Below are 26524 nucleotides of genomic sequence, written 5' to 3' on the forward strand. Positions count from 1 at the left end.
AAACCTTTTACATTACTTTTACATCAAATCCTTTTTTATTCCTTGATCGACACTGTTTTATAAGGGATATTATTCTTTTTTGCATATTTATATGCCGCTGAATTTTTCACACAGTAAATTTTTTTCACGCATCCATCACCTTTTCCAAATGCATTTTTTCCAATATTTTTCACTGTAGCCGGAATATAAATTTTCAGATTTCTGCACCCTGCAAATGCTTCTTTTCCAATTGTTCTGACCTGATTCGGAATACTAATTTTTTCGAGATCAGTGCTCCCCTTTAAAAATCCCGCTTTTATATATTTTAATTTTGATGGAAGCTTTATAGTTTTCAGTCCACTTATCTGATATATGTTTCCCGTATACACAGACTTTCCTGCCAGATAAATCTTTCCTATCGTACATTCAGATACAATGCTCTTACTGTTTTTCTTTGTAAAAGTGGATGGAAAGGTAATCGCTTTGAATGTACATTCATCAATCTGAATTTTCCTGACAGACTCTGGAAGAATCAAATGCACTCTTCCCTGCGGAGGATCAAATTCTCCATGGAGTGTAACTTCCGTTACCGGTCTTCCAAGAATCTCTGCCCTTACTTTTACTTTTCTTCCATCTTCCATATTTCCATTGTTTTCATCAAATGCAACGACTGCATAATCATCGGTTTCCATCCGATACTGATACACCACCTTGTCTATCACCACCGCATAGTCATACTCAGATGTCTCCGGGCTTCTCTTATTGACAAAAACATCTGTTTTTCTTGGTTTTGCAATCGGTTCTCTTTCACTTTCTGTCTGTTTTTCTGTCTCCTGTGGTATATCATCTTCTGAAATTCCAAGGCTTACACTTAAGTCTGACAAATCTTTGCGGATTGAGTTTTCAGGCTGGTAATATCCGTATGATTCGCATTGTGAATTATAATAAAAAATTTCATTTCCGAACAGATCTGCCGCTGTTATACCTGCCACCAGATACTTTCCTTTTCCCTGTGTACTGCTTCCTTCGTAATAGCCTGTCTTTTTATTATACTTCATTATAATACTAATATCCGGTATCAGCTTTTTACCTTCTTCCGGTCTTTTTGCAAAGATAATTCTGACAAAAGAAATACCACTGTTGTCCGTTACCTTTAGTCGGCAATTTATTATTCCGCCCTTTGCCGTAACCTGCTCGTTCCAGGTTTTTAAATTGTTCCATCTTATCTTCGGTTTTTTATAATCCGCTTTCGTTCCACTAATCTGGATATTTCCCTTTGAAAAATCCGCACCTGGTGTAATCAATTTATCTAAATTTTTGTTATAACAACTATAATGATACTCTTCATCATAATTTTTATCTGCTGTAACACACCAGATCTTCCAGATCCCTTTTTCCATTCCTTTATTTACTGTAAAATTGCCCGTCCATCTTTTACTTTTCTTTTTATATTTCAGCAGAACATCATAATACTGACGTTTCGGTCCCTGATATGTAACAGTCAAACGTTGAATTTTCCCTGTTCCTTTGTTTTTAACCTTCATGCTGATTTCACATTTTTCTCCTGCTTTCAGCTTCTTTTTATTGACTTTCAAATCTGAAAACTGAAGGTCATAACGGCTCTTTTTTCTGGCAGCAGATACAGGCATTACAGACAACATCGAAACACATATCAACAATAACAACATAGAAAAACCAGATTTTTTCACTTTATAAAATTCTCCTTTTTGTTTCATTTGACTACATCTCCTCTTTTTTATATAGTGTTATTCTAGTATTTTACATTTGTTACCCTCTGGAAGGCATCCGTTTCATTACTTTCTGTTTTCAAGTGAATATTGCAAGCCATAACAATGTATCCGTCTTCATCCAGCCCCAGTGACTCCACTTCGTATTTTGTATGTGTATTGTGCATATCAAACGTAATCATATCTTTTGGGCTAAACATTTTCTTTCCATTATAGGTAGTATATGAACCATTCAGATCATATACTGCTATTTTACTTATTGTTAGAGTGCTGTCGTTCATTGTCTGGAACAATAAACCTTTAGATGGTTCATAATGAATATCCTGAACATGCTTATATGTCCATTTTGTATTTATATAAAACTCGTTTGAAGAATCATATTTTACTGTCGGATTAGCTGTATTCTGGCCTTCCAGAACCCCAATACCGAATCGTGCTCTTTGATTTTCCGGACTATCTCCTACGCGAATCAGATAATGATAATTACTATAAAAAGCAAGTGCCGGAATTTTCTTTTCAGATTTAAATATAACTTTCCGATCCCAGTCACCTTTAAACCCACGTGGTACACGAACAATATAATTCTCCCCATTAAGTCCGTTAGACACCCCAAACAACAAATTAGAATTGCTACATGTCATACAGTTCCCATGTCCCAAAAGTCCTTTAGGAGTTGTATATCTTAAAGAAACTTTGTCATTAACATCACTGCAATAATGTACAACACTGTACTCATTTCCGCTTGCAGTTTTTAATCCCCAAGCTTTCTTTCCGTCAATTGCCATACAACCAAAATTAGTACAATTTTTTACATTCACTACGTTTTTTACCATTGCCAACGTCTTTACTTTTCCTTTAATATTTGCCATACTATCTCCTTTCTGTACTTCATTTACTTGTTATTTGCACCTTAGCATGAAATAGTGTTATTGTCAATCTTATTTTTATTAAATATGTTTATTTTTTTCTATATAATATAAAATTATTATTTTTTTTGTTAAATAAAGAGAAAAAATATTTATATTCGCAAAATTTTATATATAAACACAAATTTTAACAAAATATTGCTCAGGAAATTCTCAATTGTAAGGTAGAATAGGCGGGTGAAATTTTCATCCCCCTCATCAAACCGTGCATAAGTTTCTCCCTCACACAGCTTTCCGACATTCTTCTTTCTACAGCATTACGTCATGCTCTAGCCATTTTCTTTAATCCTTTTCCATAAATGCTATTTCTTACAAATCCCACCTTTGACATACAATTATGTCTCTGGTATTTCTTGTTATACCATCTTGTAAAAGTGCAAATAATGTAGCAGTCTAGTGCCGCATCCACTTTTCGTTTCTCTTGGCGGAATGATACAATTGCTCGCCCCTTTTTCAAGGTTACTTTATCCACTCGCTTAGCACCCTGTATTACTACACGGCTCACTGGCGATTATCGTGACCGGACTTACACTGGCAAGTGTAGTCCAGCTTTGCTGGAGACACGCATAAAAAAAGTACAGAAACAATTCCCACGTCTCTGTACTTTTTCACATCTTTTATTTGCTTTCTTCTGCCTTTTCTACTTCAGCGATTGCTGATTTTTTCATTGGAATACGGCAGTTTTTGTTGCTTCCGAATTCTACGATCACGTCTTCGTCTGTCAGATCGATCACAACTCCGTAAAATCCGCTTGTTGTAACAACGCTGTCACCTACTGCAAGGCTTGCCAGCATTGTGTCCAGTCTTTTCTGTTCCTTTTTCTGCGGTCTTACCAGCAGGAACCACATAACTGCACAGATCACCACGATATAGATCAGGGTGAATCCCAGTCCGCCTGCTGTTGAAGATGTACTTAATAAATTCATATTTACCTCCTGGTCATGCGTATTTCGCTTAGATTTCGGGTTTTTCCGAAAAAGTGTCACTAACTTATATCATACACAATCTGTGCCTGTTATTCAAGCATTATTTTCAAATCCTGCCAATTTTTCTTTTTTAAATGCCTTGTAGTTTCCGGCTTCGATCGCATCGCGGATTTCTTCCATCAGATGATTGTAAAAATACAGGTTATGCAGCACACACAGACGCATGCCCAGCATTTCTTTTGCTTTCAGCAGATGACGGATGTACGCTCTGCTGTAGTGACGGCATGCCGGACACTGGCATCCTTCTTCGATCGGTTTCGGATCCAGCTCATATTTTGCATTGAACAGATTCAGCTTTCCATGGTTCGTGTAGACATGGCCATGGCGGCCGTTTCTGCTTGGATAAACACAGTCAAAGAAATCAACTCCCCGGTCTACCGCTTCCAGAATATTTGCCGGTGTACCAACCCCCATCAGATAAGTTGGCTTATCCACCGGAAGCTCCGGTACAACTGCATCCAGAATACGGTACATCTCCTCATGGCTCTCACCGACTGCCAGGCCGCCGACTGCATATCCGTCCAGATCCAGCTCACGGATCTGCTGTGCATGCTCGATACGGATATCTTCGTAGATCGCACCCTGGTTAATACCAAAGAGCATCTGATGCTGATTGATCGTATCCGGCAGGCTGTTCAGTCTTGCCATCTCGTCTTTGCAGCGATGCAGCCATCTTGTCGTACGTTCTACCGAACGCTGGACATATTCTCTTTCTGCCACACTGGACGGACACTCATCAAATGCCATGGCGATCGTGGACGCCAGATTGGACTGGATCTGCATGCTCTGTTCCGGTCCCATGAAAATCTTTCTGCCGTCTACATGGGAATTAAAATATACGCCTTCTTCTTTGATCTTTCGAAGACCCGCCAGCGAAAATACCTGAAATCCACCGGAGTCTGTCAGGATCGGTTTGTCCCATACCATAAATTTATGCAGTCCGCCCATCTTTTTTACAACCTGATCACCCGGTCTTACGTGAAGGTGATAGGTGTTGGACAGCTCCACCTGTGTGCCGATCTGCTGCAGGTCCTCGGTCGATACTGCTCCCTTGATCGCTGCTGCCGTTCCGACATTCATAAAAACAGGGGTTTGTATCACGCCATGCACGGTGTGAAACTCACCCCTTTTTGCCTTGCCATCTCTTTTTATCAGTTTATACATGATTTCCTCCAATTTCATTCGAATGCATACAAACTTTGGTGCATCTTTACGTCTATTCAAGTATTATAGCCCTATTTGGAGGATTTTTCAAGTAGTTCACCGGGGAATCATCCCCGGTGTCCCGCTAAAGGCTGGATTGGCTGCCCACCATATAAATAGAAGCAAAATTCTCTCCGGTCTGGAAATATCCGGCAGGATTACATATCTTCCGTTAAAATCCCATGGTCACGCAGCAGTTTCTCAATGACAGTTCCTTTTACCACTTTGATGACCGGTTTTTTCAGTGCGTTCAGCGGTCCAGGCAGCTGGATCTCCAGCGGTGATTTGCCATCCATCAGTTTGACGGAACTGTCAAGCAGTTCACGGATATCGTAAACGCTTCCCCATACTTCCGGTACGCCGCGGTCCACACCAAGCAGTCCGTAAACAGCCTCCATTGCGGTTCTCACTGAATACTCGGTTGTGAAGACGGTATCACGCGGAGTCTCTGCGAACTGTCCGAGGAATGCGAAGTTTGTACATCCATCCGGGATGACATCCGGTCTGTCACCTTTGGTTCTTGGCATGAAGAATGCAGTGATATACGGCATCATCGTCGGTACGCAGACAGCACTGTTCTCTGCCAGTTCCTCGATCTTGTCGGTTGGAACGCCCAGGTGATACAGCCATTCTTCGGTAATCTCTTTTCCGGTACATTCTTTCATCGGTTTCTTGATATAATCGCCCGGCACATCCGTAAACAGTCCATATACCCATACGCAGACTTTTTCTTTATCCTGCTCTTTGAACTGTCCCTGACGGTTGATTGTCCAGCTGAGCAGCCACTTGGAGTCCTGACAGCTTACAATTCCTCCGGTTACCACTTTTCCGCTTCTCGGATCACGTTTGCAGATGTTCGTGATATACGGAATGATCTTGTCATCCAAAGTCGTGATCGTTGCTGACTCCCAGTTTGTCTTCTCGATATCCGAGCAGAATTTTTCCGGATGTCCAAAGGACGGATCCTGTTTTGCAATGTTTTTCCACAGATCCCAGCAGCCGCTTCTGCGTACTTCTGCATCTGCATCCGGTGCATGGTTCTGATCTCCGTAAATGGTTCCTTCCGTACAGCTTCCGTTTGTGACAAAGACAAGGTCATCTTCTGTCAGGAGAATATTGTCCTCTTCTCCGTTCACTTTGCATTCAATCGATGTTGCGATCTTTTTGCCTTCTTTAAAGGTAAATACAACGTTTGTCACTTCGGTGTTGAACTGGAAATCTACGCCTGCTTCTTCCAGATATTTCTGCATCGGCAGGATCAGGGATTCATACTGATTGTATTTGGTAAATTTCAAAGCACTGAAATCTGGCAGTCCGGCGATGTGATGAATAAATCTCTGGAAGTAGAGCTTCATTTCCAGTGCACTGTGCCAGTTTTCAAATGCAAACATCGTTCTCCAGTACAGCCAGAAGGTGGAATCAAACACTTCGTCATCAAATACATCTTCGATTGTTTTATCATAAAGATCTTCGTCTTTTGTCATGAACAGTTTCATGATCTCCATGCAGCCTTTCTGGCTTAAATTGAACTTGCCATCGGTATGTGCATCTTCTCCACGATTCACAGTTGCTCTGCAAAGAGAGTAGTTCGGATCTTTTTTATTCAGCCAGTAATATTCATCCAGAACAGATACGCCCGGTGTTTCGATGGACGGAATGCTGCGGAACAGATCCCACAGGCACTCGAAATGATTTTCCATCTCTCTGCCGCCTCGCATCACATAACCCCGGGACGGATCAAAGATACCGTCACAGGCCCCTCCGGCGATATCCATTGCTTCCAGAATGTGGATATGGGATCCTTTCATCTGCCCGTCTCTTACCAGAAAGCAGGCTGCTGCCAGAGATGCCAGTCCGCTTCCGACAATGTAAGCATTTTTGCCATCGACACCTTCCGGTTTTTCCGGTCTTGCAAAAGCTTCGTAGTTACCGTTGCTGTAATAAATACCTTTGCTGTTCTTTTCATATTTTCCACGCTCGGTATTGCGGTAATCTTTTCTCTCGTCTTCTCTTTTTTTGCTTATCTCTTTCTGTTTATGCTCATTTTCTTTTGTTTTCTTACTCAGAAGCATCACTGCTCCGGCTCCGGCTGCTGCTGCCATCGTATATTTTAACCCTTTTTTCATATTGAATGCCCACCTTTCCAATGTTTGAGGCTAACCTTCCTGCCTCCGCCATCCTGTCTTCTTTTTCTTTGGAAATTTCCTGTTTCAATCCAGTTCTTTCTGAATTGCCTACATTCTAACATTAGTATGCCCGGGATTCTATTGACAAAACAGGCCAGATGATAAAATTTTTGTCATCTGACCTGTTTTGTAAGCTTTTTGCTGTGATTTTGTACCTTACTTGTTGCAGTACAAAACTTCACTGATATTTATCTGCGGATGGACTGTGCCATTCTGTGATACTGATGGCGGATTCCGCGGATCACGGTTCCGTACGCCATAATATTTTCCGGCAGTGCCATTCCCACGTATCCGGAATCACCGATGTGGTGGATGTCGGTTCCTGCCATCTTGCACTCCAGTGCGATGCGTTTGATCGTATCGGTGTCCGCACCTTCCTGAGAAGTTCCGATCGATGTGATCGTCAGCTTTTTCAGGCTGTGTGCATAACTGATCAGTTTCCGCACATATTCGGTCGTGATGCCAGGCACGGTTCCCGGTGCCGGCAGCAGAATGATATCGGCTCCTGCCTCTGCAAACTGGCGGATATCTTCTTTCGTGATGATGTTCTCGCCGCCTTCGCCGATGATACCGGAGGCATGCATTTTCCCGGCCGCCAGCATGATCTTTTCTCCAACTGCCTCTGAGATCGCTTTCAGGGAAGAAATGATCGCCGGATTGCTCACTCCATTTCCCGGATTGCCGGTCAGAACGATCAAATCCACGCCCATTTTCTGAGCCTGAATGGCATTTTCCACCGTTGCATAACGTCCGGCACTCATCTCCCACAGGGTCTCTTTGTTATCGGAAGCATAGCTTTCTTCCACCGGTTCCAGATTGATGCCGACCATACGTCCGGTCAGACGTTTTACTTCTCGTACCGTCTCTTCTTTTTCCACTTCCGGCAGTGCCATGATTTTTGGCTCCTGCACATCAAACATGTTCAGAAGTATCAGGTCTGCTCCCATGGAAGCTGCAAACTCTGCATTGGTCACATCGGTAAGCAGAGGAATCGTGATGCCGATCGTCTCACTTGCAAGAACCCTTCCCTCGCTGCCTGCGATTGCTTCGATCAGTTCATTTTTTGTTGCATGCGTCATTTCTTCTGCTGTCATATTTAAAATACGTTTTGCCATATCAGATTCTCCTTCTTGCTTTGCTGATAAAAAGCGAAAAAAATCTGCCCGAAGACAGATTTTCTTCTATCATGTTCCATACAGTTTCCTGTATTTTATTCTTGCTCTTAATCAGGCATATCGCCTGCTTCTCCGGAAGACTCGCCAAGTGTGATCCACTTCAGGTAAGCATTGATAAACAGGTCAATACCGCCGTCCATCACGCTGTCCACATTTCCTGTTTCTGCATTCGTTCTGTGGTCTTTTACCATCGTATACGGCTGCATGACATAGGAACGGATCTGGTTTCCCCAGCCAATCTCCTTGACTTCACCGCGGATACCGGAAAGCTTCTCTGCATTCTCCTGCTGCTGCAGCAGATACAACTTTGCTTTCAGCATCTGCATCGCTTTGTCTTTGTTCATGTGCTGGGAACGCTCATTCTGGCACTGAACAACGATGTTGGTCGGCAGATGGGTGATACGGATCGCCGAGGAGGTCTTGTTGATGTGCTGACCGCCGGCTCCGCTGGAACGGTAAGTATCGATACGCAGATCTTCATCCCGGATCTCGATATCGATGTCTTCCTCAATATCCGGCATGACATCGCAGGATACAAACGAGGTCTGTCTCTTTCCAGCCGCATTGAACGGTGAGATACGGACCAGTCTGTGAACACCCTTTTCGGATTTGAGATAGCCGTAGGCATTTTCTCCGTTAACCTGGAAGGTAACGGACTTGATGCCCGCCTCATCGCCATCCAGATAATCCAGCACATCCACTGCAAAACCATGTTTGTCCGCCCATCTGGTATACATACGGTACAGCATGCCCGCCCAGTCGCAGGACTCTGTTCCGCCTGCTCCCGCATGGAGCGTCACGATCGCATTATCCTTATCGTATTCTCCAGATAACAGTGTTTTTATACGGATATCATCATAAGTTTTCCTGAAATCATCCAGAAGATCCTGAATCTCTGGTATCAGAGATTCATCGTTTTCCTCTGCTGCCATCTCGATCAGAGTTTCGATCTCATCAAACTCATCTTTTAACTTGGCATAAATGGCGATATCGTCTTTCATGCTCTTTAAATTTTTCATGGATTCCTGTGATTTTTCCGGGTTATCCCAGAAATCAGGAGCTTCCATCTCTCTTTCTAATTCCTGGATACGCTGCTCTTTGTTAGCCAGGTCAAAGTGAATCCCTCACTTCCACTAATGGTTCCTTAAAATTGTTTAATTCATACTTAAACTGATCTAATTCAACCACTTGCTTCACCTCTTTCTTTTTTATTTTCAGTCTCTGCGAGGTGTTTATTTCTTTCTTCCGCAGCACTGTTTATATTTCTTTCCGCTTCCGCATGGGCACGGATCGTTTGGATAAATCTTCTTTTCTTCACGTTTCTGAGGTGCATTCTGTACGGAATCATCTTTGTTTGTTCCGGTTACTTTTGCAACTTCTTCACGTTCTACTTTCTGTTCCATGCTTACATGGTACAGAAGCTTCAGAGTGTCTTCCTGGATTGCCGCAGACATTGCATCGAACATCTCGTAAGCACTCATCTTGTATTCTACCAGAGGATCTTTCTGACCGTAAGCCTGAAGTCCGATACCCTGACGCAGCTGATCCATATCGTCGATATGATCCATCCACTTGCGGTCGATGACTTTCAGAAGGATCACTCGCTCCAGTTCACGGATCTGTTCCGGTTCCGGGAACTCTGCTTCTTTCATCTCATACAGCTTCACAGCCTGCTCTTTGAGCATCTGTTTGAGCTCATTTTTCTTCATTTTCTGTGAAATCTCAATCTTCGGCAGCGGAATGATCGGAATCAGAAGTCCGTTCAGTTCCTGAAGATTCCATTCTGAAGTATCCTGATCATCAGAAATGCACATATCAACGGTATTGTCCACGATGTCTGTGATCATCTTGAAGATAGAATCACGCATACTCTCTCCGTCCAGAACACGGCGACGCTCTTTGTAAATGATTTCACGCTGCTCGTTGTTGACCTGGTCGTACTCCAGCAGGTTTTTACGGATACCGTAGTTGTTTCCTTCGATCTTCATCTGTGCTTTCTCGATTGCACTGGAAAGCATTTTGTGCTCGATCTGCTCGTTTTCTGCAACACCGATGGATTTAAAGATGCTCATCAGACGCTCGGAACCGAACAGACGCATCAGGTCATCTTCCAGCGAAATATAGAATCTGGATTCTCCCGGGTCACCCTGTCGTCCAGAACGTCCACGCAGCTGATTGTCGATACGTCTGGATTCATGACGCTCGGTACCGATGATCTTCAAACCGCCGGCTGCCTTTGCCTCATCATCCAGCTTGATATCGGTACCACGGCCGGCCATGTTCGTTGCGATCGTAACGGCTCCGTGACGACCTGCCTCTGCTACGATTTCAGCCTCCAGCTCATGGAACTTCGCATTGAGGACTTTGTGCGAAATGCCGCGTCTCTTTAACATACCGCTCAGAAGTTCGGATGTCTCAATGGTGATGGTACCAACCAGAACCGGCTGTCCCTTTTCATGGGCTTTTTCAATTTCATCCACAACGGCATGGAATTTTTCTTTTTTGGTCATGTATACCGCATCATCCAGGTCTTTACGGAGAACCGGTCTGTTGGTAGGGATTTCAACTACGTCCATTCCGTAGATATCACGGAACTCTTTTTCTTCGGTAAGTGCAGTACCGGTCATGCCGGCTTTCTTTTTATATTTATTGAAGAAGTTCTGGAATGTGATCGTTGCAAGTGTCTTGCTCTCACGTTTTACCTTTACATGCTCTTTTGCCTCGATTGCCTGATGCAGGCCATCCGAGTAGCGTCTTCCCGGCATGATACGTCCGGTAAACTCGTCTACGATCAATACTTCATCATCTTTTACTACATAATCCTGATCACGGTGCATCAGACTGTGTGCACGCAGTGCCAGGTTGATATTGTGCTGGATCTCCAGGTTCTCCGGATCGGAAAGGTTATCGATCTGGAAGAACTGTTCTACTTTCTTAACACCGTCCTGTGTCAGTGTTACGACTTTATCTTTTTCATTTACGATATAGTCACCGGTCTCTGTGATCTCCTCGCCCATAATGGCTGACATTTTAGTCACTTCACCGCTGGCTTCACCACGCTCCAGCTGTTTTGCCAGAATGTCGCAGACTTCGTACAGTTTTGTGGACTTGCCGCTCTGACCGGAAATGATCAGCGGTGTACGTGCCTCGTCGATCAGGACTGAGTCCACCTCGTCGATGATCGCATAATGCAGATCTCTCTGAACGAGCTGTTCTTTATAAATAACCATGTTATCACGCAGATAATCGAAACCGTCCTCGTTGTTGGTGATGTAAGTGATATCGCAGTTATACTGTTTACGTCTCTCTTCACTGTCCATGGAATTCAGTACACATCCAACGGTCAGACCAAGAAACTCATGGACTTTTCCCATCCACTCAGAATCTCGACGTGCCAGATAATCATTGACCGTTACTACATGAACTCCTTTTCCTTCCAGAGCGTTCAGATATGCCGGTAAGGTAGATACAAGTGTTTTACCTTCACCTGTTCTCATCTCTGCGATACGCCCCTGATGCAGAATGATACCTCCGATCAGCTGTACACGGTAATGTTCCATATTCAGTACGCGTCGTGCAGATTCACGAACGGTAGCGTATGCCTCAGGAAGCAGGTCATCCAGAGTCTCTCCTTCTGCCAGTCTTTTTTTGTATTCTGCTGTTTTGCCTCTCAGTTCTTCGTCAGAGAGCTCTATCATTGTCGGACGCAGTTTTTCAATTTTTTCAACCAGCGGCATAATTCGCTTTACTTCACGTTCACTATGCGTACCGAACATTTTCTGAAACACATTCATTGTCTATATTCTCCTATCACATTAATTACCTTAAAAAACAGTTCCATTCTATCACTTTATCACTTCATAGACAATTAATTTTTTGTAAATAACCTATGAACAGCGGATAAGAACTTAAAAAGTTGCCGCAGACATGCGTTCACCAAAAAATCTACGGCTGAACTGTGCATCCTGCGGCAGCTATTGATTTATTTTACTGTTTTATTTCAGATGGTGTAGCTCTTTTATCCGGTCGATCCTAGCACTCCGGCTCGATCAGTCCATATGTATTTCCTTTTCTCTTATACACAACGTTGACTTCGTCTGTATCTGCATTACGGAATACAAAGAAACTGTGTCCGAGCAGTTCCATCTGTACACATGCATCTTCCGGGAACATCGGTTTCATACCGAACTGTTTTGTACGGATGATCTTTACTTCCTCTTCTTCACCTTCGTTCTCTTTTTCGATGAATTCTTTGCGGAGGTTTCCTCCGTCTTTATGTTTGCCTATAATTTTTGTCTTATATTTACGAAGCTGTCTTTCAATGACTTCTTCCACAAGATCAATAGAAACATACATATCATTGCTTACCTGCTCTGAGCGGATGATATTTCCTTTTACCGGAATGGTTACTTCGATTTTCTGTCTGTCTTTTTCCACGCTCAAAGTTACAATAATCTCTGTCTCAGGAGTGAAATATTTTTCAAGCTTTCCAAGCTTTTCTGTGACTGCACTTCTTAACCCCTCTGTCACTTCGATATTTTTTCCACGAATTGTAAAACGCATGATACCCAACTCCTTTGCATCTATATTTGCAGTTGAAACTGCTATGTGAACATTATAGCAATTTTCCACAATATTTTCAATCACTTTTGCAAAGTTTTTAGTTTTTTTATACTATCTTATGAATTCTCATCCAAATTGGCGGCACACACACGCAGAACTTCCCGGTAAGGCATGCTTCCCCCAAAGAGATCCAGGGCACTTCCTATCGTAACATCGATGTGATCTCTGCCAAGTTTTTTCAGTTCCTGAAGATCTGCAAAACTTCCCACGCCACCGGCATAGGTGACCGGTATGCCCTGCCATCTTCCGAGCATATCTGCCAGTTCTCTTTCGATTCCCTGTGCTTTTCCTTCTGCATCCACTGCATGCACCAGAAATTCATCGCAGCAACCGGAAAGTTCGTCAAGTACCTTCTCGCTTAACTTTACATCGGTAAACTTCTGCCAGCGGTCTGTGACGATAGAGTATCCGTCTTCTTTTCTGCGGCAGCTTAAATCCAGCACCAGATGTTCTTTTCCGACTGTCCGAAGCAGCTTTTCCAGATTTTCTCGGTAAAAAACGCCGTTTTTAAATACAAAGCTGGTAACGATCACATGAGAAGCTCCGGCTTCCAGAAAATCTTTCGCATTCTCATCGGTAATGCCGCCTCCGACCTGCAGTCCTCCTGGATACGTCCGAAGTGCCAGCATGGCCTGCTCTTTTGTTTTTTCATAAAACGGAGAATCTTTTGCATTCAGCAAAATCACATGTCCGCCGCTTATCCGGTCTTTCTGATACATCTCTGCAAAAAATGCCGCATCCTGTGTAGACACAAAATTTTCCTTTGCCTGATCTCCTTCGTCTCTTAAGCTTCCTCCTACGATCTGTTTTACTTTTCCGTTATGTATATCAATGCATGGTCGAAATCTCATACGTTTCTCCTCTTTTTCTGTTATTCAGATCCGACTCTCGAAAACTGACCCTCGATTCCTGTCGTCTCTTTGCATGTTCCTGTCAAAATTGCTATGCATCTGCACGCTGGTCTGATCATTGTACCCACACAGAACCTCTGACGTTTTCATTATAGAAAAGCCTGTTTTCTTTGTCCAGCAGATATTCTCCGGATTTTTGAGAATTGCTTTGTAGCAAAATAATTTTCGTACATCTGGCTGTAAATCCAAAAAAGAAGCCACAGAGGCAGCGTTTCTGCCCCCATGACTTACCTCAGCGAATCCTCATCTTTACTCGGTCATACGACTGCGGCCGGTTGTCTCACCGGTCAGGTCATCAACCACATCTCCGACTGCATCACCTGCATCACGGACGATATCGCCTGCATCATCGAGTACTCCATCTGCTCCGTCTGTGCGGCGTGACTGTGAAGTGTCCGACTGATTTCTCTTCTTTTTTGTGCTGTTATTCTTCTGTGTGTTGCTTTCTGCCTGTGTACCGCTGCTTCCGTTTTGCATATTGCTTTCCGTCTGTATACCATTGCTTCCGTTCTGCATATTGCTTTCCGCCTGTGTACCATTGCTTCCGTTCTGCATATTGCTTTCGCTTCCGCTCGTTGCCGATGTATTTCCGTTTCGGTTGCTGCATCCTGTGATACCGGAAAGTGCACAAACAATTCCAAGGACTGCCAGCATGCTTCTTGTTCTTCTCATAGTCTTCTCCTTTTCTTTGCTTTTTCGGAGCTTCTTATGCCCATCCTTAATATGCATCCTGTGTACTTTTTTTATTCATGTTCCTTCGTGTCGATTTTGATTTTCAAAGCACACCCATTGTTATCTTCATTATTCTTTCAGGTTGATATCAAACCGGATTCTTTTTCGGAAAATCCTTCTGCAAAACTGTTTTCCGTCAAATGGGATCAGCGGATAGAGATAACTTTCTCCGGATACTGTACGGTTCAGAAGCAGACTTAAGAACGTGATCACCAGACCTGCCGCATATCCGGCAAGTCCGAAAACCGCCGTCAGGATCAGCAGCAGAATCCGCATAAATTTCAGGGCGTATCCCAGTTCATAGCTTGCCTGCGTGTAATTTGCGATTGCCACAAATGCCATATATAACATCGTCTCTGCATTAAACCACCCGGATTGGACTGCAAATTCACCGACAACAAGACCGGCGATCACACTGAGTGGCGTTGTCAGCATACCCGGCGTATTAATCGCTGCCAGTTTCAGACCGTCGATTGCAAATTCCAGGATCAGCAGCTGTGCAAAGACCGGAACATAGACATCTCCGCTTATTTTAATAAACGCAAACTGCGGTGGTATCCACTGCGGATTCTGTAAAAAAAGCAGCCAGGTCGGGGTCAGAAGCAGTGTCAACAGTGCTATGACAAACCTTGTAACACGAAGATACGTGCCGGTCACCGGCGGAAAATAAAAATCATCGGCTTCTTCCATAATGTCAAACACCGATACCGGAAGGATCATAACTGCCGGAGAGTTATCCGTTAAAAGCACAATTTTCCCATCCAGGATCTCAGCGGCTGCCGTATCCGGACGCTCCGTATATTTAAATTTCGGAAATGGATTGTACCACTTATGTGGATAAAGACATTCTGCAAGACTCTCCTGGTTCATTGCCAGGGCATCCGTTCTGATCTGCTCCAGTCTTTTTTCGATCTGCTGCAAGAATCCGGAATCCACACGATCTTCCATATAGCACAGCACCACATCGGTATGCGAAGTGCTTCCGACATTTTTCATCTCCATGGACAGTTTCGGATTGCGGATTCTCCTTCGGATCAGTGCTGTATTGGATACGATGGTTTCCACAAAACCATCCCTTGGTCCTCGCAGTACTTTGTCTTTGTCCGGCTCTTCGACACTTCGCATCGGATAGGTACGACAGTCCATGGCAAAGCATCTGGAATACCCGTCAATAAACAGACACATCACGCCCGATAAAATCTGCGTTGTGATCTGCTCACAGTCCTCTAAAAGTTCAACTTCTACATAGGGCATGGCATCTCTTGACAGCTCTTCGCTGTCTTCCGGCAGATCTTCCGGGGTCACAGAATAAAAGAATTCCAGTAACTTTTCCACAATGCTCTCTTTTAAAAATCCGTCCACAAAGTAATAGACTGCTTTTCGGTCTGCTACCATCGTCGTTCTGCTGATGATGTCAAAATTTTTGTCCGTCCGCAGAATCCGGCGGAAATATTTCTGATTTTCTTCCAGGCTTGTCGATAGCTTCTGCTGCACATTTTTCACCTCTTCTTATTACTCACTATCGTGATTATTTCCATTTTTCTGTGTTTTATTCTTTTAGACTCCATTCTTCCAGTCATACTTATCTGAAATCCGGCAGTCGATTCCTGGCTTCTTTACTAATATTTACTTATTTTTATCTGATATGTCTTTTCTTTCTGAAAAACCATAATATCATGCTCGATGCTGCCATCAGACCTGCGAAGATCCACATTTCCATCCAGGATGCATCACCTGTTTTGGCTGCTGTCACAGCGTTTTCATTATCCGGTGTATTATCTGATGAAAATCCTGAATGGTCGTTTCCGGTTGTTTTATCAAAGTTCTCGGTATCCACACGTTTTTCTGTCTGCACCTGTGCTTCTTTCGTCAGTTCCACCTTGTATTTCTGGACATTTGCAACTGCTTTGACTTTAATCTTTTGATTTTTCGGTTTCTGATAACCTTTTGGCACTTTCTCGACCTGAATGGTATACCAGGATGGGATTACTTTTTCTTTCAAAGCAGTAAGTGTCACATGTTTCCAGATTTTCTTTCCTTTTTCATTAACCACACTGATCTTTACCCCTTCCAGTGGTGTCTGCGTCTTTTTGTCAACGGCTTCGATTTTAATCACTGTCGGACGGATCTCTACCTCAAAATCCTGTATTTCTGACGTATCTTCTCTTACCGTGATCTTCGTCTGTGCCGGAAGTACATAGCCATCCGGTACACGGTCTGTTTTCACCTGATAACTGCCAGACGGAACACGTGTATAGGCTTCCGGAAGTTCCAGTGACCGCTCCTCAAACAGATCTCTGATATGTACATAAATCCCAGACCGGATCGTTCTTGTCTGCTTCTTTTCTGCTGCTGAAGACAATGCATAGCCGGTAATCCGGATACAGATTGGTTCCACCAGAACTTCAAATTTCTGTACTTCCGCTGTATCTTTCACCTCAATGTCTGTCACATCCGGATGTACATAACCTTTCGGAATTTCATCCACTACGATCTTATAGTGCCCGATCGCCACTTTTTTAAAGATTTCTGCCTGTTCTGTTCCGGACTCCCAGATGCCGTCCCGTTCCATCGGACTGTTTTCTTTCAGGAGCGTCTCGCCCTGCGGTGTCTCCAGGTGAGCTTTTACATTTCCAAGCGGAACTTTTTTATCTCCGTCTTTTTCAAAGACAGTGATATGAACTTCCGTCGGCGGGTCCTGCATTTCCAGTTTCTGTCCCTGATAAGTGCCATCTTCCTCTTTATGATCTTCCATCTGAAATACCTGTTCTGCTGCTGTTGCATAGCCAGGTGCCGGTGAAAGTTCCCGCAAGGTATAGGTTTTTCCGACTTCCAGCCCTTCCACGCAATGCTCTTCTTTCTCTGTGATCCAGCTTTCGATACAGGTATTTTCCTGATAAATGGCCAGTTTTGCTCCTTCTAACAGTTCTTTTGTATCGGATGCCGTCTTCTTCACAAACACTTTTGTGATCTGATTTTCAAAGATAACCTGGAATTTCTGTACTGCCATCCCTTCTTCTTTCCAGGATGCATCAATCTCTTCTGTCTGTGCTGTCCGGATATAGCCATCCGGTGCCGCAATCTCACGGACTTCATACTTTCCAAGTGGCAGGTCGCTGACAAACAACAGGTTTCCTTCTTTATCACTTTTCTGTGTTTCCAGTAAAGTTCCTTTTTCCAGAAGAACTTCTCCTTTTGCTGTTTTGATATCCTCTGCCGCATACAGTCCGAAAACTGCACCTTCCAGCATTTTCTGTGGATTTTCTTTATCGCATTTTGTCACCCGGATCTCCACTTTCTGGCGTTCGTTGTATACCGGGACCTCTGCTTCTGTGACATCTGCTTCACTTCCATCTGAGGTTTCTGCCAGCACAAACGAAACCTTATCTTTTTTCTTCTGATATCCTTCCGGGATATTTATCTCTTCCAGCTCGTATGTTCCAAGATACATCTGTTCAAACACCAGGCTTCCATCCTGATCAGTATCTCCTTCTGCTTTCGCAGTCTTCTGACTTCGTACCAGATACGGAACAACCTCTCCCGCTTTGCAGATCAGACCGGTCACGCCATCCGGGTGATACAGATCTTCCTTCGCTTTTACTGTAAAGCTTACACCTTTTACGCTTCCTGTTTGATAACCAAACCAGGTTTTTATCTGATTCCATAATCCCTGTACAATTCCAAGCTTTCTGGATGCTTCGTTTAAGATCTCTCCTGTCTTTGAAATTTTCACCTTTCCGGTCATGAAAGCATTTTCCAGATTGAAAACTACTTCTTCCGGCATCTGCTCCATCGTTTCCTCTGTGTACTGCTGTGAAACAGAAAAAGTAACCTCCTGTTTCTGCTCCTGTTTCAGAATGTCTTTCATGGAATCCGGGATCAGGATTTCTTTTTTATAGCCTTTTCTCGGAAGAACTTCCACGATGCGGTACGTTTTTTCCGGATTCAGCCCCAGGATCAGACAGCCCTTTCCTTCCGTATTTTCTGTGCTGACTGCATGCAGAATTTTTCCATCTTCATCGAGAATCTGAAGTTTCGCACCTGCCAACTCTTTTTTCGTGAGATCATCTCTCAGAAACAGTCTTACTTTTACTGCCGCATTTTCGATCTCGCTCTTCATACGGATGATAAAAATGTGATCCTGGTCTTTATACGGTTCAAAATCAAAAATCCGCTCCGTATCAGATCGATAATATCCATCCGGTGCTTTTGTTTCTTTTACTGCATAGGTGCCAGGCGGCAGATCTGTTTGAAAAACGGCTCTTCCGCTCTGATCTGAAATGGCACGCTCTATCTCCGTTCCTGCCGGCAGCACAACACTTCCGTTTGCGTCCGTAATATCTTTTTTCGCATAAAGTGTGAATTCTGCTCCTTCCGGCCTGTTTTCTTTCTCTCCGTCCACACATTTCTTAAATACACCGGTCCTTCCTTTCCACTCTTCTCCGATGATCGTTCCCGGCTCTTCCGGTACCGTCGGAGACACCTCCGGGCCATCCGGTTCCTGCCCGATATCAATCTTCTGTCTTTCGTTGAAAAAGGTTTCTGTTGCGGTAATTTCCAGATCTGCACTGTCTTTCCACAACAGTTCTGTGTTTCGTTTTGCATCTTTCTGCTTTCGCGTGTAGCCGGACGGAGCTTTTGTCTCTCTGATCTCATACCTTCCAAGCGGCAGATCCGAAAGAACCGCTTTTCCCTGTTCATCGGTTATCACATGGGCAATGGTCGTTCCCATCAGATAAAGGTCTTTGCTGTAACCGTCCGGATGCGGAATTGTTTCTGCTGCCACAAGGTCATATTCTGCCCCTCTTAACCCTTTTGTCTCATAGACTATCTTCTGCAGTTTCTGATCTTTGATCTCCGCTTCCGGCACTTCTCCTTCTTTTCGGATCTCCAGTTTTCCGGAAATGGAACGGTTAAACAGGCTGACAACCTGTACACATTCTTTGTCTTCCAGCCGAATCTCTGCCTGATTTTCCTGACACCGAAATACCTTACTTGCGATTCCCTCAAAGAAACGATTTCCCTGTTCGTATCCTTCTTTTACATGCAGGGACTTATAACCTTCTTTTTCCAGAATCTGCCAGTTATATCCTTCTCTTGCCTTTGTCTCCCTGATCTGATAAGTTTCTCCGACTTTCAGCCCCCGGATCAGCACATTGTTGCCATGTATACTGACTGCTTCCTGCACAATCTCACCCTTCGAATCCACGATACTGTATTTTACTCCATCCAGCTCCGTTTCTGTATCATAGTCCATGATATTAATCTGAAGCATTGTTTTATAGTTTTCAAACGTGCGTACATACGATTTGATTGTAGCATCATGCGGTGTGCCTGTTTTGGCATTTGATTTCCTGTCATTTTCTGTCCTGTTTGCCATATTATCTTCGGATCTGCCATCTTCTGCTGCATTTTTGCTGTCATCTTCAGCTGTAAAGGAAATTTCTTCTGTATTATCAGACCGATAATATCCATCCGGTGCTTTTTCTTCTCTGACATAATAGTGTGCCATCGGAAGATCCAGGTCAAGGGCCGCATCCATAATACCGTTTTCCGCTTCTTTTGTCTCTGCGATCGCCAGTCTGGTATCTTTCTTTACCAGGATGCTTTTCTGATCAGCTGCCAAAATATCTTCTGCCGCATAAAGCCCAAACTTTGCTCCTGTAAGTTTTTCTTTTGTTTCTGCATCTTTCTTTTCAATCTGGATCTGTGCTCTCTGTCTTGGAATTTCATACAGTTCACTCTGATACCGGATTGGAACTTCCTGTCCGGCATATCGGATCTCAAATGTTCTTGCCGCCTGATTTTCCCCGGAAAGTGCATAGCCTTTGGCTGCTTTTATCTGTTCCAGCGTATAAGTGCCGAGCGGAAGTCCATACCATTCCCAGCCGGCTGCTTTTATTTTTTCAGTCCATGCTTTTCCATTTTCATCGGTAGTGAGTGTGGTCACAACACTTCCTTTTGCAAAAAGTAAAGTCTGTCCTCCCTTTCCTTCACCGGAAAAGATATCTTCTGCTGCCCGCACGACAAAGACATTGCCGGCAAGCGGCTTACAGGTATAGGCAAATCCCTTTTTCAGATCGTATCCGGTCAGTACTTCTCCCTCTGCATAAATGCTCAGTTTGCCGACTGCCGCCTCGTTTTCCTGAACCGCTTCCGTCACAAAGGCTCCTGCCAGTCTGTCATACGTTGTCTTTGCCTCATCCGAACTGATCTGCACCCGCACCCGGTAATCTTTAGAAGCAATGTCTGCCTGTTCCCAGGTTCCGACCGCTTCTTCTGTGATTTTCAGTGCGTGGACCGCTTCCATACCCGGCAGCTTTTTTGCCGAAGCTTCAAAGAAATACTGTCCGTTTCTTTTGCGGTATCTTCCTTCTGCTCCCTGGCGTACATAACCTTCCGGTGCCTGCACTTCTTCTAAAATATAAAGTCCCTGCGGCAGTGTCGTGGTCGTGGAGACATAAGTGCCGAGCACTCTGCCGTCGCTGTCCTTTCGCTCTGCGGTCACATAAGGATTTTCATAAGATCCCAGCATCTCTCCGTTTGTATAGGCAACGACAAGATTTCCAAAGCGATTGATATAATCGACTTTTTCCTCACTGGTCTTATCTTCCATATACCAGTTAAAGTAGGCTCCTTCGACATCATGGATCACATACTTTGCTCCCGGTTTCGCTACCGTTTCCCCGGTTGTTTTGTCTTTCTTTACGATTTTAAGATAACTGGTCTGCGGCTGATCCCAGATGGCAGATCCCATCTGCAATGTCCCTTTGCCGTCGCCGTCCACCAGTCCGTCTTTTTCATCCGAATCGACGTTCAGTACTTTCGGTGCCGCCGCCACCTTTCCTTCTGGAACGTTCGTCTCGACCAGCAGATATTTGCCATATGGAAGTGCCCGGATATTCAGAACTCCGTTTTCATCGGAAAACTGCTCCTTAAGACGCTGCATCTTACCCGCCTCATCATAATAAGCTGCCGTTTCCAGGGCTTTCATTTTCTGATATTGAAGCGTATCTTTATCCCGATACTGATCGATTACTTCCTGGATCAGGACTGCATCTTCCAGCTGTGCACTGCCCTTTTTCAGATGCCCTTTTTCTTCCAGCTCTTTTACACTGTACACAGAGAATCCGGCACCTCTCATCCATTCCAGATCCGTCTCTTTATTGTCTCCGGTCAGTTTAAAGCAAGTAAATGGCTGAGATTTGATGCGTTCTTTACTGAACACTTCTTTTTTGATCACAAGAATATCCTGTCCTTCATAGGCACAGTCCACCGTATAAACTGCGGCATCGGCAAGGTATCCTTCCGAAGCTTTGATTTCTTTTACATAGTACGTTCCAAGTGGCAGTCCTGTAAAACAAAGTCTGCCCTCTGTATCCGTCTCTTTTCGCATGACTTCTGCATTCTTCTCATAGAGAATCTCTCCATCGCCATCTGCCGATGTAATCGCTTCTTTTGCATAGATGCCGTACACGGCTCCTTTTAAAGATGCCATCTGCTGTGGCCTGGAAAGTCCGCTCTGTGCATCCACTTTCTGAACCGTAACTTCTGCTGTTACTTCCTGGTTCAGAAAAACGGCTTCTGATTCGCTTCCAGGTTTCGGGAATGTGTAAAGCTGTGTTTTATCATCCTGATAAATCCACTGAAACTCATAACGTGCTTTTTTCACCTGTTTATAGTAATGTTCCGGTGCCTGGATTTCTTTTACATAATAGCGGTAACCGCATGGAACATCCGCATCAAAAAGACAGCTTCCGTCTTTTTTACTGTACGCCAGAGCAAGCAGCGTATCTTTTGCTGCGATCCTGTTTCCATCCGACAGAATGTTTTCTCCCGCATACAATCCAAACCGTGCTCCTGCAAGTCCCTTCTGTGTGTTCTCGGAGCGTTTGAAAACCGTCACCTGCATCTTTGGGCGTTCATTTTCAAAGACCTGCTCTTCGCTTACATATTCCCGGATTTCCGGTCCGCGGTAGGAAAGTGTCACTGTTCTGGTATTTCCTGCTGCCGTATCTTTTCGCACATAGCCCTGCGGTGCCTCGGTTTCTGTCACATGATACCTGCCAAGATACAACTTCCTGCTGACTGCCGTACCATCTTTTCCGGTTATCAGCTGCTGTGCCACTGCACCCTTTTTCAGAGCCAGTGTCACTCCGTCGGCCTTATAGATATCTTCTGCCGCTGTAATCTCGTATTTTGCTCCGGCAAGCGGCTGCTTTTCATAGAGAAATATCACACCCTCCGCCGAATCTCTGGCTTCTGTTAAGACCTCGCCGATTTTTTTCACCGCGATCGATGCCATCTGCGGTGTATTGACAAATCCCGTCTGCTTCCCGTTGTTGGTCAGCTCCAGGCTCTGTCCTGCATTCTGGGCAGTGACGCGAAAATCATAGAATTTCAGCCCTTTTTCTTTCTCACCGTCCACATAATCTCCAAAATAGTTTTTCGGCGGCTGTGTTTCCTGAAGTCGAAATTTTCCTTCGTTCTTTTTCTGATAGTAAAGTTTACCGCTGACTGCCTCTCCGTTTATGGCTGTCACAAGCTCCGGCCAAGCTGCATACGGCACATAATTTTGCTGTTCCTGATTCCATTCGTATACCGCAAATCTCGCACCCGACAGTGCTTTTCCTGTCTCCAGATCCTTTTTCTGAATCTGCACGGTGATCCACAGCGGTTCATTGAAACAGGCGTTGTCACCGTGATACGTGATTTTTTTGCTTTCAAACGGTGAAATAACAAATTCCTTCTCCCATCCACTCTTTGTGTAGCCTTCCGGCGACTGTTCTTCTATGATCTTGAATTTTCCCTTGTTCTCATCTGTATAAGAAAGTATTTCTGCACTTTCATACACACCATCTGCTTCATTTTTCAGCTGAAACAGAGGTGTTGCTGCATATCTGCTGCCGTTCCATTCGTATACGGTAAAGACGGCCCCCGGAAGTTTTTCTTTTGTTTTTCCATCTCTCTTTTCCACCGAAACGGAAGATTTCACCGGTGCAATATTTGTCACTACGGTTTGTGATCGAACCGTGTTGCCGTCAGAAGAGGCAGATGCCTGATTTTTGATCCTTGCCATTTTCTTTGCCGGATCCCAGCGTTTTTCAAGACCGGCATCCTTTTTCACGCCGACCGTAATCTGAAAATCATACGTATGGCCGTAAAAACTGGTATTTTTGATATCACTGCATCGAGCCACAAACGCATTTGTTTTCTGTATCGTCCAAAACTTTTCTGCATTTGCCCCGTTTTCGTTTGTCACAGTGACATTTTTAATCTCCAGAAAATCATCCAACTGATCGGAAATGCTCAGATCATGGTAACAGGTTTCTTCATTTTCGATTGGAACCATCGTGCGAAGCGTATAGGTGTATGTCTCTTCTCTGGTGGAAAGGCGGTTTTCGGACGTCATCTTTTCGTCACTGTCCGAAACATATTTCTCGATATGCGGATGGGCATTTGGAAACATTTTGTAAGCTTTTGCCACAAGCCCACCGGACGGTGTCGTAGAGGTTCCAAGATTGTTTTCCGGCCTGACAAACGTAAAGACCGCTGTCGCCGCCTTTCCCGAAATCAGTACCGACAGCATAAAGCCGGTATCACTTCCGCTCTGGTTCAGACCGGATGTGTCAAAGTAATAATTTTTGCCCTTCACCGTTGCTGCTTTCAGATTTTCCAGTGCTGCTCTTTTCACATAAACATTTCCAAAACCATTTTTCATCAGGATTCCCTGATAAAGATCGATATCCTGAAATGTAATATAACCTTTGACATCGATCGCATTTCCATTATCTGAGCGGAAAAACTCCATTTTGGTCTCTGCCCACTCTACTTTACAGGTCTCAATCCCCGGCCGATCCGTCACAAAACGGAAAAATGCTCCGTCCCGCAGTTCGAAATCAACCAGTGTCACTTTGATGTCCACCCATTTTCCCTGATAATACATCCCTTTCCGGTACCAGGCATAATACTTATTCTTGTCTTTTGCCGTAAGTGTCTTGCAGTCCTCCCTGCCATCCAGCGGTCCGCCTTCGGCTGTAAAAACATCACTGCCAAGGTTCGTCTCACATTTGGCAGTCCTTCGAATGTAGCCTTCGTATCCATCCGGCAGTTGTGTTTTTACATTTCCAACCATCACACCGGATGCTTTATCCAGCGTCACCGCACTGGAACGCACCGTCAGATAAATGCTGTCTGATGCAGCTCTCGCCTCGTTCTTCGCACTTTGCTTTTTCACTTTCGGATTTTTTTCGGTTTCTTCCTCTCCGGACACTTTTCGGTTCTGCCGCTCCGTCTGCGAAATTTTCATCGAATCCATCACCTTTTCCGTCTGATTCGAACTGCCCTGAACCGTATTTTCTTTCGATTCCTGTTTCCTTTGCGATTCTAGATTCTCCTGACTGCCTGGATCTTTTTTTGTCTCCGGATTTTTCTGTTCTTCGGACTCCTGTTTTATCTCCGGATTTTTCTTCGATGCAGACTCTGACTCCAGACCTTCCTCCCGCTTTTGTTCGGTCTGCTTTTGTTTTTCCGTCTGCATCTGCTGTTCGGTCTGTCTTTGCGGCATTTCGCTCTGAGCACTCTTCGCTTCTGTTGCTTTCTCACTGCTCATTGTCTGTCTCTTTCCCGCAAAACTGCTCTTTTGCATCCCGGATGCATAGACGGACATCGGCGACGTCAGAAGACAAAGTATCGCCAGAAAGCCTGCCAGTATCCTTTTCCATTTGTCTGTGTTCATCCAAATTCTTCTCCTTTCTTTTCCTGCATGCAGAGATTTCCTGAGATTTAAGAATATCTCTGACATCGTTACTGCGAGGTGCACGCCATACATCGTTTTTCATACAAACCACCTCTTTTGATTCAAGTCAAACGTCATATCGAGAAGCATTGCGAAATATACTGGTAAAAACAAAAAAGGAAACACCGATGTCCAAACCTAAAATTGTCGTCCTGCACATGAGAGAATTGATCTACACTGCCATTTTTATCTTTTTAATCCTGGTACTTCTGATCCTGCTTTTTCTGATGTTCCGGCCACACGATGCATCAAATACACCGGATACAGAAACAAAAACAACGTTTTCTTCTTCCGCTGATGCAGATTCCGTCGGATATCAGCCCGGAGTCTATACGGCTTCCCTGATTCTGAACAACCATTATGCGGATATTGAAGTTACGTTAAATACGGATCAGATTGATTCTATTCGCCTTGTAAATCTTGGGGATTCGGTCACTACTGCCTTTCCGCTCGTAGAACCTTCTTTGGATGAACTGTCCGAACAGATCTGTCAGAAACAGTCCTTAGATGGGATCACTTGCTCCCGTGAGAATAAATATACTTCTGAATTATTATTTCAGGCAATCAAAAACTCTCTGGCAAAAGCACAAAGGTAGGTGCTGTCACAGGCACCCCCTTTTGCTTTCCCTCTTTCGTTGCTCTCTGTATAGAAGTATACATAAAGATTGCTTTTCTGTCAAATATTATTTTATATTTTAACTTAATATTTATGTGATTTATAGCTTTTCAAGCTCTCTCTGCCACAGACGCACGCAGGCATCGCTTGGCATACGCAGATCTCCTCTCGGCGATACTGCGACGGATCCGACCTTCGGACCGTCCGGCAGGCAGGAACGCTTGAACTGCTGTGCAAAAAATCTCCAGTAAAATTTCTTCAGCCATTTCAGGATCGTCTCATCGTCATACACACCGGCAAACGATTTTCCGGCAATACGGTAAATTTTGCCCGGTGCATAGCCAAATCGAAGCACATAGTACAGGAAGAAATCGTGCAATTCATAAGGTCCGACCAGATCTTCTGTTTTCTGTGAGATCTTTCCGTCTTCCGGCGGCAGAAGTTCCGGGCTGACCGGCGTGTCCAAAATATCATACAGTACTTCTCCCAGTCTGCGATCCTCACAGGTATCGGCACAGTAACGCACCAGATGGCGTACCAGTGTTTTCGGAACGGAAGCGTTCACGCCGTACATCGACATGTGATCACCGTTGTAGGTCGCCCAGCCAAGTGCAAGTTCTGACATGTCACCAGTTCCGATC

The 26524-nt window shown here is 44.3% G+C and carries 14 protein-coding genes and 1 pseudogene; 1 reads left to right on the forward strand and 14 read right to left on the reverse strand.

Annotated elements, in window-relative coordinates; all coding sequences use genetic code 11:
- Positions 1-35: 35 nt before the first annotated feature.
- The 13 genes from ACLTL4_RS01165 to ACLTL4_RS01225 all read right to left on the reverse strand — a co-directional run bounded on the left by ACLTL4_RS01165 (position 36) and on the right by ACLTL4_RS01225 (position 25207).
- On the reverse strand, positions 36-1715 hold the full coding sequence (locus ACLTL4_RS01165; RefSeq protein ID WP_147631069.1) for a leucine-rich repeat domain-containing protein: 1680 nt from the start codon (positions 1713-1715) through the stop codon (positions 36-38).
- Between the two features lie 35 nt (positions 1716-1750).
- On the reverse strand, positions 1751-2596 hold the full coding sequence (locus ACLTL4_RS01170) for a hypothetical protein (protein WP_147631068.1): 846 nt from the start codon (positions 2594-2596) through the stop codon (positions 1751-1753).
- A gap of 674 nt (positions 2597-3270) precedes the next feature.
- A complete protein-coding gene (gene yajC / locus ACLTL4_RS01175; protein ID WP_022119010.1) occupies positions 3271-3579 on the reverse strand; it encodes a preprotein translocase subunit YajC in 309 nt (102 codons plus the stop codon).
- A 93-nt stretch (positions 3580-3672) separates the two neighbouring features.
- Positions 3673-4803 (reverse strand): tRNA guanosine(34) transglycosylase Tgt, encoded by a 1131-nt coding sequence (gene tgt / locus ACLTL4_RS01180; RefSeq protein WP_412290773.1) that lies wholly within the window; start codon positions 4801-4803, stop codon positions 3673-3675.
- A gap of 197 nt (positions 4804-5000) precedes the next feature.
- Positions 5001-6968, reverse strand: a complete 1968-nt coding sequence (locus ACLTL4_RS01185; RefSeq protein WP_147631066.1) for an oleate hydratase — start codon at positions 6966-6968, stop codon at positions 5001-5003.
- 248 nt (positions 6969-7216) lie between these two features.
- The gene (locus ACLTL4_RS01190) at positions 7217-8143 is read right to left on the reverse strand and encodes a haloacid dehalogenase-like hydrolase (RefSeq protein ID WP_412290771.1); all 927 of its coding nucleotides are present in this window, start codon (positions 8141-8143) and stop codon (positions 7217-7219) included.
- A gap of 107 nt (positions 8144-8250) precedes the next feature.
- Positions 8251-9391, reverse strand: a protein-coding gene (gene prfB / locus ACLTL4_RS01195) for a peptide chain release factor 2 (protein ID WP_408610701.1) whose coding sequence is annotated in 2 segments (ribosomal slippage) — positions 8251-9327 and positions 9329-9391 — 1140 coding nt in all. Because the reading frame shifts where the segments join, the coding sequence is not laid out codon by codon here.
- Positions 9392-9435: 44 nt separating this feature from the next.
- Positions 9436-11997 carry a preprotein translocase subunit SecA gene (gene secA, locus ACLTL4_RS01200; RefSeq protein WP_022119005.1) on the reverse strand — a complete coding sequence of 854 codons (2562 nt, stop codon included), beginning with the start codon at positions 11995-11997 and terminating at the stop codon, positions 9436-9438.
- A 238-nt stretch (positions 11998-12235) separates the two neighbouring features.
- Positions 12236-12766 (reverse strand): ribosome hibernation-promoting factor, HPF/YfiA family, encoded by a 531-nt coding sequence (gene hpf / locus ACLTL4_RS01205; RefSeq protein WP_022119004.1) that lies wholly within the window; start codon positions 12764-12766, stop codon positions 12236-12238.
- A 116-nt stretch (positions 12767-12882) separates the two neighbouring features.
- Complete coding sequence (gene hisA / locus ACLTL4_RS01210; protein WP_147631063.1) at positions 12883-13677, reverse strand: phosphoribosylformimino-5-aminoimidazole carboxamide ribotide isomerase; 795 nt, start codon at positions 13675-13677, stop codon at positions 12883-12885.
- 309 nt (positions 13678-13986) lie between these two features.
- The gene (locus tag ACLTL4_RS01215; protein ID WP_173897160.1) at positions 13987-14409 is read right to left on the reverse strand and encodes a hypothetical protein; all 423 of its coding nucleotides are present in this window, start codon (positions 14407-14409) and stop codon (positions 13987-13989) included.
- Between the two features lie 129 nt (positions 14410-14538).
- Positions 14539-15963 (reverse strand): spore germination protein, encoded by a 1425-nt coding sequence (locus tag ACLTL4_RS01220; protein WP_330592678.1) that lies wholly within the window; start codon positions 15961-15963, stop codon positions 14539-14541.
- Positions 15964-16105: 142 nt separating this feature from the next.
- On the reverse strand, positions 16106-25207 hold the full coding sequence (locus ACLTL4_RS01225) for a SpaA isopeptide-forming pilin-related protein (RefSeq protein ID WP_412320164.1): 9102 nt from the start codon (positions 25205-25207) through the stop codon (positions 16106-16108).
- A 188-nt stretch (positions 25208-25395) separates the two neighbouring features.
- Between ACLTL4_RS01225 and ACLTL4_RS01230 the strand changes: the two genes are divergently transcribed.
- Positions 25396-25863: a hypothetical protein gene (locus ACLTL4_RS01230; protein ID WP_173895655.1), complete on the forward strand. Its 468-nt coding sequence runs from the start codon at positions 25396-25398 to the stop codon at positions 25861-25863.
- A gap of 120 nt (positions 25864-25983) precedes the next feature.
- Here ACLTL4_RS01230 and ACLTL4_RS01235 read toward each other — a convergent pair.
- A pseudogene (locus ACLTL4_RS01235) lies at positions 25984-26524 on the reverse strand (NAD(+) synthase); the annotation flags it as partial.

This window comes from Hominisplanchenecus sp. (genome assembly GCF_046967715.1).
Classification (GTDB): domain Bacteria; phylum Bacillota; class Clostridia; order Lachnospirales; family Lachnospiraceae; genus Hominisplanchenecus; species Hominisplanchenecus faecis.